Source organism: Arthrobacter sp. AD-310 (assembly GCF_054656615.1).
On the sequence record NZ_BAAHNO010000044.1, the window covers coordinates 14,160 to 27,923 of the forward strand.

Consider the following 13,764-nt stretch of genomic DNA (forward strand, 5'->3'; position numbering starts at 1 on the left):
TGAATCCTTCTGCTTAGCCCTTACGCCGCACGGCGAGGCCTGCGGTCAGGGCACCTGTCAGCGTGTCGACGTCGCCTTGGCCGATTTCCGCAGCTTCGGCCGCGGTGTCCACGAGCACGGTGTCGCCGTCGCTGATGTCACCGGCCAGGATGGCCTTGGCCAGCCGGTCGCCGATCTCGCGCTGCACCAGCCGGCGGAGCGGCCGGGCACCGTACGCGGGGTCGAAGCCGGAGATGGCAAGCCAGTCCTTGGCACCGTCCGTAACCTCCAGGGTGAGCCGGCGGTCGTGCAGGCGCCGTCCCAGTTCGGCCACATGCAGGTCGACGATCCGGGAGAGCTCCTCCACCTTGAGCGCGTCGAACAGCACTACCTCATCCAGCCGGTTCAGGAACTCCGGCTTAAAGGCGGTGTTGACGGTGGCCATGACAGCATTCCGCTTGGCCTCCGCATCCAGCGACTGGTCCACCAGGAACTGGCTGCCCAGGTTGGACGTAAGCACCAGGATGGTGTTGCGGAAGTCCACGGTGCGCCCCTGGCCGTCGGTCAGCCGGCCGTCGTCGAGCACCTGCAGGAGGATGTCGAAGACCTCCGGGTGGGCCTTCTCCACCTCGTCGAGCAGCACCACGGAGTACGGGCGGCGGCGGACGGCCTCGGTGAGCTGGCCGCCTTCCTCGTAGCCGACATAACCCGGAGGGGCACCGACGAGCCGGGCGACCGAGTGCTTCTCGCCGTACTCGGACATGTCGATGCGCACCATGGCGCGCTCATCGTCGAACAGGAAGTCGGCGAGTGCCTTGGCCAGTTCGGTCTTGCCCACGCCTGTGGGACCCAGGAACAGGAAGGAGCCGGTGGGCCGGTTGGGGTCGCTGATGCCGGCCCGGGCACGGCGGACGGCATCGGATACCGCGGTGACGGCCTTGGCCTGGCCGATCAGCCGCTTGCCCAGCTCCTCCTCCATGTGGAGCAGCTTCTGGCTTTCACCCTGCAGCATGCGCCCGGCGGGGATCCCCGTCCACGCGGAGATGACCTCGGCGATGTCGTCCGCGGTCACTTCCTCGGCGACCATCTGGGCGGACTTGTCCGAGACGGCGGCTTCGGCTTCGGCCGCGGCGTTCAGTTCGCGTTCCAGTGCCGGGATTTCACCGTAAAGGACCCGCGAGGCAGTCTCCAGGTCGCCTTCGCGCTGGGCCTTGTCCGCCGCGCTGCGCAGCTCATCCAGCTTGGCCTTCAGGTCGCCCACCCGGTTCAGGCCGGCTTTTTCAGCCTCCCACCGGGCGTTCAGCGCAGCCAGCTCTTCTTCCTTGTCCGCTTTGTCCGCCCGCAGGGCCGCAAGGCGTTCCACGGAGGCGGCGTCGGTTTCGCCTTCCAGCGCCAGCTCCTCCATGGTGAGCCGGTCGACGGCGCGGCGGAGCTGGTCGATTTCCTCCGGTGCGGAGTCGATCTCCATGCGCAGCCGGGACGCGGCCTCGTCCACCAGGTCAATGGCCTTGTCCGGCAGCTGCCGGCCGGAGATGTAGCGGTTGGAGAGCGTGGCCGCAGCCACCAGCGCCGAGTCGGCGATGGACACCTTATGGTGTGCCTCGTAGCGCTCCTTCAAACCGCGGAGGATGCCGATGGTGTCCTCCACGCTGGGCTCGCCGACGTACACCTGCTGGAAGCGCCGTTCAAGGGCGGCGTCCTTCTCGATGTTCTCGCGGTACTCATCCAGGGTGGTGGCCCCGATCAGCCGAAGCTCGCCGCGGGCCAGCATGGGCTTGAGCATGTTGCCGGCATCCATGGAGGAGTCACCGGTGGCACCAGCGCCCACAACAGTATGGATCTCGTCGATGAAGGTGACGATCTGGCCGTCGGAGCCCTTGATTTCCTCGAGGACCGCCTTCAGCCGCTCCTCGAACTCGCCGCGGTACTTGGCGCCCGCGACCATGGAGCCGAGGTCCAGGGAGATCAGCGTCTTGCCGCGCAGGCTTTCCGGGACGTCGCCCGCCACCATGCGCTGCGCGAGCCCTTCAACAACGGCGGTCTTGCCCACGCCGGGTTCACCGATGAGCACCGGGTTGTTCTTGGTCCGCCGGGACAGGACCTGGACAACGCGCCGGATCTCCGAGTCACGGCCGATCACGGGGTCCAGCTTGCCGGACCGTGCCATGGCGGTCAGGTCGGTGCCGAACTTCTCCAGCGACTGGAAGGTGTTTTCCGGATCCGGGCTGGTGACCTTGCGGTCGCCGCGGACGCCTGGCAGGGCGGCGAGCAGCGCTTCACGGGAGGCTCCCGCCTCGCGCAGCAGGCGGCCGACGGCGTCGCTTCCGGCGGAGAGGCCAAGGAGGAGGACTTCGGTGGAGACGAAGGTGTCGCCGAGCCGCTCGGCCTCTTCCTTGGCATTCTGGATTGCCTGGAGGGCGGGGCGGGACAGCTGCGCCTGTTGGCTGGATCCGCCGGAGGTTGCCGGCAGCGCCTTGATGGCGCTGCTGGCCTGGACACTGACAGCATCCGGGTCGGCGCCGGTGGCGCGGAGCAGGGCAACGGCGACACCCTCGCGCTGGTCCATAAGGGCCTTGAGCAGGTGGGCCGGTTCCACTTGGGGGTTGCCGGCCGTGGAGGCGTTCATGGCCGCAGCGGAAAGAGCCTCCTGGCTCTTGGTGGTGAATTTGACGTCCAAAGAGAGCTCCTTTCAGGGGCAGTTGATCTAGGTTGAGTCTACTACGCTCAACTTTGCATTGGCTCGCTTTATTTCCCGCCGAGGGCCCCTCTTTTCCCACAGCGAACAGTCGCAGCCGGAACCCCGGCCTGTCAGCCCGGTATGTGGCACGTTGGATATCCCGGGGTTGCATTCTGCCCGGTCTCCGTCCGGAACGGCAGGGTCGAAGGCCCCGAACCCGGCTTTTTCGGGACGGCGGCTCACGCCTCGTAAACGGAGACCGCAGCGGCTTTGACCACGAAGTGCACCTCCATGCCGGGAGCCAGCCCCAGGTCCGCCGAGGCCGCCGGGGTAATGTCCGCCGCCAGCCCGTCCGCGCGGACCCGGATCTGGTCGCCGTGCGGCTCCATATCCGTGACCGTCACCGGGAAAGAGTTGCGGGGGCTGCCGTGGGCGTCAGTCAGGAACACGGAAACGGCCGACGGCGGAAACACGGCAACGCCGGGGCCGCCCGGCCGGTGCGCGGGGCCGGGTTCCTCGTGGTGGCCGGCGACTTCCAGCCCACGGGCGGTGCGGAGGCCGCTCCAGGTCAGCGTGCCAGGCAGGAAGTTCAGCCCGGCCAGCCCGGCCGCGAACGCGCTCCGGGGCTGCTCCAGCACCTGGCGCGTGGGCCCCTCCTCCACCACCCGTCCGTCCTCCATGATGACCACGCGCCGGGCAAGCATCAGCGCGTCGAGCACGTCGTGGGTGATGATGATGGCCTGGCGCCCCGCAAGAACCCGCTTGAGCAGGCGGCGGAGCAGCGGTGCGGAGTGGATGTCCAGGGCCGACAATGGTTCGTCAAGCAGCAGGAGCGCCGGATCGGCTGCCAGGGCCCGGGCCACCGCCACCCGCTGTGCCTGGCCGCCGGAAAGCTCCGCCGGCCGGCGCGCCGCCAGGTCGGCGGCCTCCACCTCCGCCAGCCACTGCCTTGCCTGGGCGTTCGCGTCGCCGGCGCGCATTCCCCTGCTCCGCGGACCGAATGCCACGTTCTCCAGGGCAGTGAGATGCGGAAACAGCAGCGGTTCCTGGGCGAGCAGCGCGGCACCGCGGCTGTGTGGCGGCGTCCACCGGTGGACGGGTTTCGGCTGGAAGTGCGGGTCCAGGTGGAAGAGGGTGCGGCCGTCCAGCTCGGAGCGGCCGCTGTCCGGTTTGAGCAGGCCGGCGATGCTGGCCAGCAGCGTGGACTTGCCGGCGCCGTTGGGTCCCATGACGGCAACGGTTTCGCCCGGCGCCACCGTCAGGGCGACGTCGAAGCCCCGCTCAGCCACGGCTGCCTGGAACGTAAAGGTCACTGGAGGCTCCCGTCTGTGATGGCGGGCGCCGTCGTCCGTTCCCGCGATCCCCGCGGCGCCCCTCCACGCGGATGGCGGCGGTAGGCGAGCGCGACGACGGCAACGGCAACGGCGACCAGGACCAGGGACAGCGCGACGGCGGCGTCCGGGTCGGTCTCGCGCTGCAGGTAGATTTCCAGCGGCAGGGTCCGGGTCACCCCTTGCAGGCTGCCGGCGAAGGTGAGCGTGGCGCCGAACTCGCCCAGGCTCCGCGCAAAGGACAGCACCGCGCCGGAGGCCAGGCCGGGCAGCATCAGCGGCAGGGTGACGCGGCGGAAGACGACGCCGGGCGGGGCGCCCAGGGTCGCCGCGGCGGCCTCGTACCGGTGCCCGCCGGTCCGGAGCGCACCTTCGAGGCTGACCACCAGGAAGGGCAGCGCCACGAACGTCTGGGCCAGGACCACCGCCGAGGTGGAGAAGGCGATCCGGAGCCCCAGCACTTCCAGGGCACCACCCAGGAGTCCCTGCCGGCCAAAGGTGTAGAGCAGGGCGATGCCGCCGACGACGGGTGGCAGCACCAGCGGCAGGAGCACCAGCGAGCGGAGCAGGCCCTGCAGCGGGAATCGACTGCGGGCGAGGACAAGGGCCAGGGGCACGCCCAGCAGGATGCAGAGCACTGTGCTGGCTGTTGAGGTGCGCAGGCTGAGTCCCAGCGCGGACAGCGCCGGTTCCGACGTGACCAAGGGCAGGAAATTGGCCCAGTTGACCCGCGCCACGATGGCAACCAGCGGCAGGACGACCACCAGGGCCGCGAGCACCGCCAGGATGTACAGCCAGCGGGGAACACCGGTGTAGGCGGCGCGGGGGGCAGTCCTCGCGAAGACTCTCATAGTCCGGGCCCGGCGCGGCTTCATTCCGTGCCCGGCCCGAAGCCGGCCTGCCCCAGCACTTCCCGGCCCTCGGCGCCGGTGACGAGGTCGAGGAAGGCGGCGGCAGCGGCCTTGTTCCTGCCGTCGGCCAGCGCGGCGATGGGATAGCTGTTCACGGCGCCGGCGGCTTCCGGGAAGGGAATGCTTTCAACTTTGTTCTCCGCAGCGCGGACGTCAGTGACGTAGACCAGCCCGGCGTCGGCCTCCCCGGACGCCACTTTGCCCAGGACGTCCGCCACGGAGTTTTCCTCGCTGACGGGACGCAGCGCGGTCCCGTGCTTTTCCGCGATCAGGGCGGCCGCGGCCCCGCAGGGTACCTGCCGGGCACAGGTCACCAGCCGGGCGCCCTCTTTGGCGAGGTCCGCGAAGGAACGTACGCTGGCGGGATTGCCTCGCGGCACGGCGATGGCCAGCGTGTTGGTGGCGAAGATTTCCGGATCACCTTCCACCATGCCCGCATCCACCACCTTGTCCATGTTCTTGGTGTCGGCGGAGGCAAAGACATCAGCGGGGGCGCCCTGGCTGATCTGGGTTGCAAGGTCGGACGAGCCGGCAAAGCTCAGCGTGACGTCCACTCCCGGGTGTTCCGCCTCGAACGTTTCAGCCAGCCTGGTGAAACTGGATTTGAGCGAGGCGGCGGCGAAAACCGTGACGTCCCCTTCCACGCCGCCGGTTGCGGCACCCGGGCCCGGGCTGCCGCCCGCACACCCGGCCAACCCGGCCGCGAGCGCCAGGGCCGCCGCGGCCGCCAGCACGGGCGCCGGCTTTCGCCTCACAGCGCCTTCCCCTGGGGAGTCTCGATGATCACGGTGGTGGCCTTGACCACCGCGGTGGCCACCGACCCCGGTTCCAGGCCCAGGTCCCGGACGGCTTCGCTGCTCATCAGCGACACCACCCGGAACGGCCCGCACTGCAGCTCCACCTGGGCCATCACCTTGTCTGCGGTAATGGCGGTGACCAGCCCGACGAACCTGTTGCGCGCGGAGCTTCCCGTCCGGTGCGGATCATCCGGAAGCTGCGCCAGCTTTTGCGCATGCCGGGCAAGTTCCAGGCCGTCAACCGCGAGCCGGCCCGCCTCATCCCGGAGCGGAGTCAGGGAACCGTTGTCGGTCCAGCGGCGAACGGTGTCATCACTGACGCCGAGGAACCGGGCTGCTTCAGAAACGCGGATAATGGGCATTTCCCCAATATAGTCCTCACTTGCGGCAGAAACAGGAGGATTGTTCCGCTTTTTGGGATATGACCGGAGGCCGTGGCCTTCCCGGCGCCGGGCACCGGCAGCACTAGACTTCGTCCATGGCCATCTTCATCGACCCGCCGTTATGGCCTGCGCACGGAACCCATTTCTCGCACCTGGTTTCGGACACGTCACTGGAAGAGCTGCATGCCTTTGCCCTGGCGGAGGGCATCCCGGAGCGGGCGTTCGACGGCGACCATTACGACGTTCCGGAGCGCCGCTTTGACGGGCTGGTGGCTGCCGGCGCCATTCCCGTGGAAGCCCGGGTCCTGGTCCGCAGGCTGATCGCCAGCGGCCTGCGCATCCCCGCCCGGCAGCGGAACAAGTCACTCAAGGTGCCGCTGCAGACCCGGTGGGAAGCCATCATGCCGGGCCACGACGCCCTCTTCCTTGACCTGCTGGACCGGTGGAGCGAACCACACCGGCACTACCACGGCTGTACCCACCTGCTCTCGGTCCTCGAATCGCTGGACCTGCTCACCGAGCCAACGGACCCGCCCCGGACCGTGCTCCTGGCGGCGTGGTTCCATGACGCCGTCTACGCCGGGATTCCCGGCCAGGACGAGGAGGAGTCCGCCCGGCTGGCGGAGGACCGCCTCCGCCAGGCGGGCCTGCCGTGCGCCGAAGCAGCTGAGGTGGCAAGGCTTGTCCTGCTGACCAGCGACCACCGCCCCGGGCCGGGGGACGGGGCGGGTGCGCTGCTGTGTGATGCCGACCTGTCCGTCCTTGGCGGGGAACCGGACGAATACGCCCGCTACCTCGCCGCCGTCCGGCAGGACTACGCCCACGTGGGTGACCCTGATTTCGCGGCCGGACGCGCCGCCGTCGTACGCCGCCTGCTGGAACTTGACCCCCTGTTCCATACCCCACGGGCCAAAGAGCTGTGGCTCGATGCAGCCCGCCGCAACCTGGAAGGTGAACTGGCATGAACGCGCCGTCGTCGAAAACCGTGCATGTTCATTCCGCGAGCGCCGCGCACCGCCAACTCGGCTACACGGTGCGGCTTGACTGGGGAACAGCGGGCGCCAGGACCGTGGCCCCCGGAGCGGACCTTGCCGTAGTGGTGGATGTCCTGTCCTTCAGCACCTGCGTCAGCGTGGCCCTTGACCGGGGCGCCGAGGTGTTTCCCTTCCCGTGGAAGGACACCGGCGCCGAGGACTTTGCCGCCCACCACAGCGCGCAGCTGGCGGGACCGCGCGACGGCGGCGGGCTGAGCCTGTCGCCGGCCAGCCTGCGGGCTGCGGCCTCCCTGCAGCGGGTAGTGCTGCCGTCGCCGAACGGCTCGGCACTGTGCCATGTGCTGGCCGGTGAGGTTCCGCTGGTGGCGGCGGTGTGCCTCCGCAACGCGGCGGCGACGGCCGAGTGGGTGGCAGCGAACCTGGCCGAAGACGCGGTGATCGCGGTGGTTGCGGCCGGGGAACGCTGGCCCGACGGCACGCTCCGGCCCGCTGTGGAGGACCAGATCGGGGCGGGCGCCTTCATTGCCGGGCTTGCGGCGTCCGGCAAGGGCGGCTACGAGGCCGCGGACGGTTGGGATGGCAGGCACGGGTATTCACCGGAGGCGGTGGCCGCCGTGGCGGTCTTCGAGGCCTCCGAGCCGCGCCTGCGCGAGGCGCTGCACGGCTGTGCCAGCGGCCGGGAGCTTGCCGGCGGCGGCTACGGGCACGACGTCGACATTGCCGCTGAACTGGACGACAGCGACGCCGTGGCCATCCTGGCGAACGGGTCCTTCGGCCCGCGCTGACAGCCCCGCGCCGGGGCCCTCGTGGGAAGGGTCAGCGGTAGGCCGGCACGAACGGGGTGCTGGTGGGAACGATCTGCTTGCCCAGCGGCATCAGGGACACCGGGATGAGCTTGAGGTTGGCGATGGCCAGCGGGATGCCGATGATGGTCACGGCCATGGCAAAGGCCGTCACCACGTGCCCGATGGCGATCCAGATCCCGGCCACGAGCAGCCAGATCACGTTGCCCAGCAGCGGGAAGACGCCCGCGCCGCCGGGCTTGTCGACCACGGTCCGGCCGAACGGCCAGAACGTGTAGGCGGCGATCCGGAACGAGGCGATGCCCCACGGGATGGTGACGATCAGCAGGCAGCAGATCACGCCCGCCGCGAAGTAGCCGAGGGCGAGCCAGAAACCGCCAAAAACCAGCCAGATGATGTTGAGCAGCGTCTTCATGCATCCATTGTGCCGTCAGCGCCCTGCCGAAAAGGTAGGGGACTTCCCTGACCCGACCCTGAAACCCGGGGCCGGGCCAGCCTGCGCTGAGCCGGCCGGCCCGGTCCTGTCGGACCGTCAGACCGTGGCGTCGGACTTTGCCGCGTGCACGAAGTCGCGGATCTTGGCCAGGTCCTTCACGCCGCGGGATACCTCGACCCCCGACGAAACGTCGACGCCCCACGCGTTCGCCGCCACGGAGGCCTCCGCCACATTGGCCGGGTGCAGGCCGCCGGCGAGCAGCCACTTGCGGCCCTGCAGCTCGGGGACCTCCGCCATGGCGGCGTAGTCCCAGGTTTCTCCGGAGCCGGGCACCGCGGCATCAATGAGGAGCAGGTCCTCGCCCCAGTCCTCGATCTCCTGCCGGGTGGCATCCATGGTGACGGCCCTGATCACCTTCATGCCGGCGTCGTGCACCGTGGCGATGTCCTCCCGCGTCCGCGCGCCGTGCAGCTGGATCCATTCGAGCCCCGCTGCCCGGGCGATGGCGACCGCGTCGGCCACCGGCTCGTGGCGGAAAACCCCGACCGGGGACACCCGCCCAGGAACCTCCGTGAGCAAGCTGGCCACCTGGCCGGGTGAGACGACCCGGGGGCTTGCGGTGAGGACAAAACCGACGGCATCCGCTCCGGACTCAACCGCTTCACGGACTGATTCGGGCGTGCTGAGACCACACACTTTGACGAACATTGCCGGCTCCTTAGGCTGTTTTCGCGTTGACCCCCCGCAGGAGATTAGCAGGCGCCGCCCGGTCCCCGCGACGGTTGCCGTCCCCGGGGCGAACTAGGCTGGGCTGATGCAGATTATCCGCTTCGCAGAGCTCAAGGCCGAACCATGGCGCAACGGCGGCGGCGTCACCCGCGAGGTGGCCAGCCACCCCTCAGCGGACGGTTCCGGGTGGGACTGGCGGGTGAGCCTGGCCGACGTCACCAAGGCCGGCGGCTTTTCGCCCTTTCCGGGAATGGAGCGGCTCCTGACGGTGGTGGACGCCGAGCTCCTGCTGCTCACGGTTGACGGCTCCGAGCGTCCCGTCGAGAAGTACCGGCCCTTCCGGTTCGACGGCGGGGCGGCCACCTCGGCAGCCCTCCCCACCGGGGACGTCCGGAACCTCAACGTGATCGCCAGGGCCGGCGCATACAAGGCCTACACGTCCGTCATAGAACTGTCGAAGAAGCGCGCCCACCCGGTCTTCGAGGGACAGGTGGCAGTGCTGCTGCAGGGGCAGGCGTCGGTGGGTGACGGGACAGGCGAACTTCTGGATCTGGGGCGCTTCGACGCCGTCATCGACTCAGACTCTCCGTCCCCGGAGATCCTGGGCCGCGGCTTCCTGGCGGTCGTGTCCGTCGATCCTGTGGAAGGCTAGTCCAGGCCGGATAGGCCAGCCTCACCTTCTCCAAGCGAAGCCTTCCCACACTGGTTCCGGGCTCCCGGCGCGCCTAAGCTCAGGGCTATGACCGCAACTACATTCAATTCGCTCCTGTCCACCCAGATCGGCAACGAATTCGCCGCATCGCAGCAGTACATTGCCGTGGCCACGTGGTTCGCCAACCAGGACCTGCCCCAGCTGGCCAAGTACTTCTACCGCCAGTCCGTTGAGGAACGGAACCACGCCATGATGATGGTGCAGTACATGCTGGACCGGGACATCCCGTTCACCATTCCGGGCGTCCCCGCGGTCCGCAACGACTTCAGCGCCGTCACCGAGCCCCTGGCCCTTGCCCTGCAGCAGGAGAAGGAAGTCACCCGCAACATCGAGGACCTGTTCCGTGCCGCCCGCGGCGAGAACGATGCCCTGGGAGAACAGTTCATGCTGTGGTTCCTGAAGGAGCAGGTGGAGGAGGTGGCGTCCATGACCACCCTGCTGAACATCGCCGAACGGGCAGACAACCTGTTCGACATCGAAAACTTTATCGCCCGGGAAACCATCGGCGACGGCGGCCGGGACAGCGCCGCCCCCGAGGCGGCGGGCGGCGCCCTCTAAGCCCTTCCACCGGCGGGTGGTGAGGTTGGCCACCAAGGTGGCCCGCCGCCGTCGGGCGTTGCTAGGCTGGAAAACAAGGCCCAGCACCCGGGCCTCCGGACGACGGTTCAGTACCCGGCACGCGACAAGACTGGCCGAAGGATCTGTCATGTCGTGGTTAATCCTCATCCTCTCCGGCGCCCTCGAGGCCGTCTGGGCCGCGGCCCTGCACCGCGCTTTCCAAACCTCCGGCCGCCGCCGCATCACCCCTGCCTCCCTGTTCCTGGTCTCAGTGGCAGCCAGCACCGGCGGCCTGGCCATCGCCATGCAGTCCATCCCCACCGGCACGGCTTACGCAGTCTGGGTGGGCGTCGGCGTGGTCCTGACCTCCGCCTATGCCATCGTCACCAGGGTGGAGCGTCCGACGGCGGCACGCCTCCTGCTGCTCTCCGGCATCGCTGCGTGCGTGGTTGGCCTGAAGGTGGTGGCGTAATGTTCAAGCGCTCCGTTCCCTGGCTGATCCTGCTCGCATCGGCAGTCCTTGAGGCCGTGTGGGCCACGGCATTGGGCCTGTCTGAAGGCCTCAGCCGGCCGCTGCCCACCGCGGTTTTCATCGTGACGGCCGCACTCAGCATGCTGGGCCTGGGCATCGCCATCCGCAGCATCCCGCTGGGCACAGCTTATGCCGTCTGGGTGGGCGTGGGCGCCGCCCTGACCGTTGGCTGGGCGATGGCTACCGGCGTGGAACCCTTCAGCCCGCTGAAACTGCTGTTCATCGCGGGGATTGTCGGGTGTGCGGCCGGCCTCAAGGTGCTGCCCGCTGACCAAAAGGTGCGGGCTCCAGAGCCGGCACGCAGTTGAGGAGGCCGTGGTGATCCGCGCGGTCTAGGCTTTTGCCATGGACTCCCCCGCGATTGCCCAGGCCATGGACGCCCTGCGCCGCCGGATGGTCCCCGGTACACGGACCATCCTGGGCATTACGGGGGCGCCCGGCTCCGGAAAGTCCACGTTCGCCGCATGGATCCGGGAGCAGTTCACCCCCGGAACCGCAGTGGTGGTCCCCATGGACGGCTTCCACCTGGGCAACGCGGTCATCGACGGCACGCCGCTGCGCGACCGCAAGGGTGCCATCGACACGTTCGACGCCGGCGGGTACCTGTCCCTGCTGCGCCGCCTGGTGGCCCGCGACGAGGCTGTGGTGTACGCCCCCGAGTTCCGGCGCACCCTGGACGAGCCGGTGGCGGCTTCGATCCCGGTCCCTGCCGAAGCGCCCCTCGTCATCACCGAAGGCAACTACCTCCTGGTGGAGCAGGAGCCCTGGAAGGAAGTCCGGGCGCAGCTGGATGAGGTGTGGTTCGTGGACACTCCCGAGGAGCTGCGGCTTGGGAGGCTGGTGGCCAGGCATGTGTCCTTCGGGATGGGCCAGGCCGCAGCGCAGGCGTGGGCGTCAGGACCGGACGAAGCCAACGCCCGCCTCATACGGACTACACGGCACGCCGCGGACCGCGTCATCCCCTGGCACTGAAACCACCTGACACCAACAGCAAGGAGATCCGCATGGCACCCACAGTCGTACTCGGTGACGGCCTCAAGGTCAGCCCCCTCGGCTTCGGCGGAATGGCGCTGACGCCGGTCTATGGCGAGGTGGACCAGGAGGATGCGCTCCGGACACTGCACCACGCCGCGGACGCCGGTGTCACCTTCATCGACACGGCGGACGTCTACGGCGCAGGCAGCAACGAGGAACTCATCGCACAGCTGCTGCGGGACCGGCGGGACCAGGTCCAGCTGGCCACCAAGTTCGCCCTGGTGGGCAGCCCTGCGGGCGGTTACAGCGATGTCCGGAACGACCCCGCCTACATCCGGCAGGCTGTGGACCGGAGCCTGCGGCGGCTCGGCACGGACGTCATCGACCTCTACTACATGCACCGCCGCGACCTCCGCGTTCCGATTGTGGAAACCGTGGAGGCCATGGCGGAGCTGGTGCAGCAGGGGAAGGTGCGCCACCTTGGCCTGTCCGAGGTGACGGCGCAGGAGCTGGAGGAAGCCTGCTCCGTCCACCCGATCGCCGCCGTCCAGAGCGAGTGGTCCATCTGGAGCCGCGATGTGGAACGCAAGGTTGTTCCCGCGGCAGCCCGCCTGGGTGTGGGCTTCGTGCCTTACTCGCCGCTAGGCCGGGGGTTCCTCACCGGCACCGTTGACGCCTCCAGCCTGGGAGACAACGACTTCCGGCGGAACATCCCCCGTTTCGCCCCGGACGCCGCGGACGCCAACCAGGCGGTCGTGGACACCGTCCGGTCCGTGGCCAGCGAACTGGGGGCGACTCCCGCCCAGGTTGCCCTGGCGTGGCTCCTCGCCCAGGGCAGCCGCCTCGGGCTGCCCGTCGTGCCCATCCCCGGCACCCGCAAGCGGGACCGGATCGACGAAAACCTGGGCGCCCTGGCTTTGGACCTGACCCCGGCGCAACTGGACGCGCTTGGCCAGGCCTCGGACGCCGTCGTCGGATCCCGCTCAGCGGATCCCAACTGGGTGTCAGAGGGGCGTGAATAAACTCAGACCCATGGACTCACTTCTCTACGACCTCCCGGCCGTGACCATCCGCAGCATCTCCGTCAGCGAAATGGACAACAATGTGTACCTGCTGACGGCGAAGGCCAGCGGCGAACAGGTGCTGATCGACGCCGCCGACGACCTCCCCGCCATCCGGCAACTGCTCGCGGATTCGGCCGCGGACTCGTCCAGTCCGCGGCTCGCCCTGATTGCCACCACGCACCAGCACTGGGACCACGTCCGGGCGTTGGAGGACCTGGTGGCCGCCACCGGTGCGCCCACCGCAGCGGGGGCGGACGACGCCGATGCGCTGCCGGTTTCCGTGGACCGTCGCCTGTCGCACGGGGACACAGTAGCCGTCGACGGCTTTGAGCTGGCGGCTGTCCACCTGCGCGGGCACACCCCCGGCTCCATCGCGTTCGTGTACCAGGATCCGGAAGGCCCCGCGCACATTTTCTCCGGCGACTCACTGTTTCCGGGCGGGGTGGGCAACACCCAGAAGGACCCGGAGCGGTTCAACTCCCTGCTGTCCGACGTCACCGAGCGGCTGTTCGGCACCTACCCTGACACCGCCGTCGTGCATCCCGGCCACGGCAAACCGACGACGCTCGGGGCCGAACGGCCTCACCTCGAGGAGTGGCGCGAGCGGGGCTGGTAAGCAGGTGGTTGAGCCCGTCGAAATCCGGTTTCGACAGGCTCAACCACCGATGTACTGCTAACGCCCGCGGCGCTCGTTCGACGCCGGGGCGGACGCGCGGCGCGGGCCGCTGCGGGCGGGACGGCCGGAGCCGCCGTTGCCTGAGCCGCTGCCCTTGCCGGCACCGTAGGATCCGCCGGAAACCCCGCCGGTGTTCGATGACCAGACGGCCTTGCTGCCGCCGGTGGCACCTGCTGCTGCGCGCTGGCCGGTGGCCGGGCGTCCGC

The 13,764-nt window shown here is 69.1% G+C and carries 16 protein-coding genes, 1 pseudogene and 1 riboswitch; of the genes and pseudogenes, 9 read left to right on the forward strand and 8 right to left on the reverse strand.

Features of this window, described 5'->3' with window-relative positions; all coding sequences use genetic code 11:
- Positions 1-13 precede the first annotated feature (13 nt).
- From clpB to ACYQ1Z_RS19655, 5 genes are all read right to left on the reverse strand, one after another.
- Positions 14-2,656, reverse strand: coding sequence for an ATP-dependent chaperone ClpB (gene clpB / locus ACYQ1Z_RS19635; RefSeq protein ID WP_459794228.1), 2,643 nt, complete (start codon positions 2,654-2,656; stop codon positions 14-16).
- A 239-nt stretch (positions 2,657-2,895) separates the two neighbouring features.
- Complete coding sequence (locus ACYQ1Z_RS19640) at positions 2,896-3,969, reverse strand: sulfate/molybdate ABC transporter ATP-binding protein (RefSeq protein WP_459794229.1); 1,074 nt, start codon at positions 3,967-3,969, stop codon at positions 2,896-2,898.
- Positions 3,966-4,838, reverse strand: coding sequence for an ABC transporter permease (locus ACYQ1Z_RS19645; RefSeq protein ID WP_459794230.1), 873 nt, complete (start codon positions 4,836-4,838; stop codon positions 3,966-3,968). Before ACYQ1Z_RS19645 ends, ACYQ1Z_RS19640 begins: the two co-directional genes overlap by 4 nt.
- A gap of 20 nt (positions 4,839-4,858) precedes the next feature.
- Complete coding sequence (gene modA, locus ACYQ1Z_RS19650; RefSeq protein WP_459794231.1) at positions 4,859-5,653, reverse strand: molybdate ABC transporter substrate-binding protein; 795 nt, start codon at positions 5,651-5,653, stop codon at positions 4,859-4,861.
- Positions 5,650-6,057, reverse strand: a complete 408-nt coding sequence (locus ACYQ1Z_RS19655; RefSeq protein WP_459794232.1) for a TOBE domain-containing protein — start codon at positions 6,055-6,057, stop codon at positions 5,650-5,652. Before ACYQ1Z_RS19655 ends, modA begins: the two co-directional genes overlap by 4 nt.
- A 116-nt stretch (positions 6,058-6,173) precedes the next feature.
- Between ACYQ1Z_RS19655 and ACYQ1Z_RS19660 the strand changes: the two genes are divergently transcribed.
- A complete protein-coding gene (locus ACYQ1Z_RS19660; RefSeq protein ID WP_459794233.1) occupies positions 6,174-7,043 on the forward strand; it encodes a DUF4031 domain-containing protein in 870 nt (289 codons plus the stop codon).
- A complete protein-coding gene (locus tag ACYQ1Z_RS19665; protein WP_459794234.1) occupies positions 7,040-7,858 on the forward strand; it encodes a 2-phosphosulfolactate phosphatase in 819 nt (272 codons plus the stop codon). Before ACYQ1Z_RS19660 ends, ACYQ1Z_RS19665 begins: the two co-directional genes overlap by 4 nt.
- Positions 7,859-7,889: 31 nt before the next feature.
- On the opposite strand, the gene ACYQ1Z_RS19670 is transcribed toward ACYQ1Z_RS19665, so the two are convergent.
- Positions 7,890-8,291, reverse strand: a complete 402-nt coding sequence (locus tag ACYQ1Z_RS19670) for a YccF domain-containing protein (protein WP_459794235.1) — start codon at positions 8,289-8,291, stop codon at positions 7,890-7,892.
- A gap of 117 nt (positions 8,292-8,408) precedes the next feature.
- Positions 8,409-9,020, reverse strand: a complete 612-nt coding sequence (locus ACYQ1Z_RS19675) for a phosphoribosylanthranilate isomerase (protein ID WP_459794236.1) — start codon at positions 9,018-9,020, stop codon at positions 8,409-8,411.
- A gap of 106 nt (positions 9,021-9,126) precedes the next feature.
- Between ACYQ1Z_RS19675 and ACYQ1Z_RS19680 the strand changes: the two genes are divergently transcribed.
- The 7 genes from ACYQ1Z_RS19680 to ACYQ1Z_RS19710 all read left to right on the forward strand — a co-directional run bounded on the left by ACYQ1Z_RS19680 (position 9,127) and on the right by ACYQ1Z_RS19710 (position 13,498).
- Positions 9,127-9,693 (forward strand): HutD/Ves family protein, encoded by a 567-nt coding sequence (locus tag ACYQ1Z_RS19680; protein ID WP_459794237.1) that lies wholly within the window; start codon positions 9,127-9,129, stop codon positions 9,691-9,693.
- Between the two features lie 87 nt (positions 9,694-9,780).
- The gene (locus ACYQ1Z_RS19685; protein WP_459794238.1) at positions 9,781-10,311 is read left to right on the forward strand and encodes a ferritin; all 531 of its coding nucleotides are present in this window, start codon (positions 9,781-9,783) and stop codon (positions 10,309-10,311) included.
- Between the two features lie 73 nt (positions 10,312-10,384).
- Positions 10,385-10,450, forward strand: a riboswitch (guanidine-III (ykkC-III) riboswitch).
- 9 nt (positions 10,451-10,459) lie between these two features.
- Complete coding sequence (locus tag ACYQ1Z_RS19690; protein ID WP_459794239.1) at positions 10,460-10,783, forward strand: DMT family transporter; 324 nt, start codon at positions 10,460-10,462, stop codon at positions 10,781-10,783.
- Positions 10,783-11,151 (forward strand): DMT family transporter, encoded by a 369-nt coding sequence (locus tag ACYQ1Z_RS19695; protein ID WP_459794240.1) that lies wholly within the window; start codon positions 10,783-10,785, stop codon positions 11,149-11,151. Before ACYQ1Z_RS19690 ends, ACYQ1Z_RS19695 begins: the two co-directional genes overlap by 1 nt.
- 37 nt (positions 11,152-11,188) lie before the next feature.
- Positions 11,189-11,815: a nucleoside/nucleotide kinase family protein gene (locus ACYQ1Z_RS19700; protein ID WP_459794241.1), complete on the forward strand. Its 627-nt coding sequence runs from the start codon at positions 11,189-11,191 to the stop codon at positions 11,813-11,815.
- Positions 11,816-11,847: 32 nt separating this feature from the next.
- On the forward strand, positions 11,848-12,840 hold the full coding sequence (locus ACYQ1Z_RS19705) for an aldo/keto reductase (RefSeq protein WP_459794242.1): 993 nt from the start codon (positions 11,848-11,850) through the stop codon (positions 12,838-12,840).
- A 10-nt stretch (positions 12,841-12,850) separates the two neighbouring features.
- Positions 12,851-13,498 carry an MBL fold metallo-hydrolase gene (locus ACYQ1Z_RS19710; RefSeq protein WP_459794243.1) on the forward strand — a complete coding sequence of 216 codons (648 nt, stop codon included), beginning with the start codon at positions 12,851-12,853 and terminating at the stop codon, positions 13,496-13,498.
- Positions 13,499-13,555: 57 nt separating this feature from the next.
- Here ACYQ1Z_RS19710 and ACYQ1Z_RS19715 read toward each other — a convergent pair.
- A pseudogene (locus ACYQ1Z_RS19715) lies at positions 13,556-13,764 on the reverse strand (DEAD/DEAH box helicase); the annotation flags it as partial.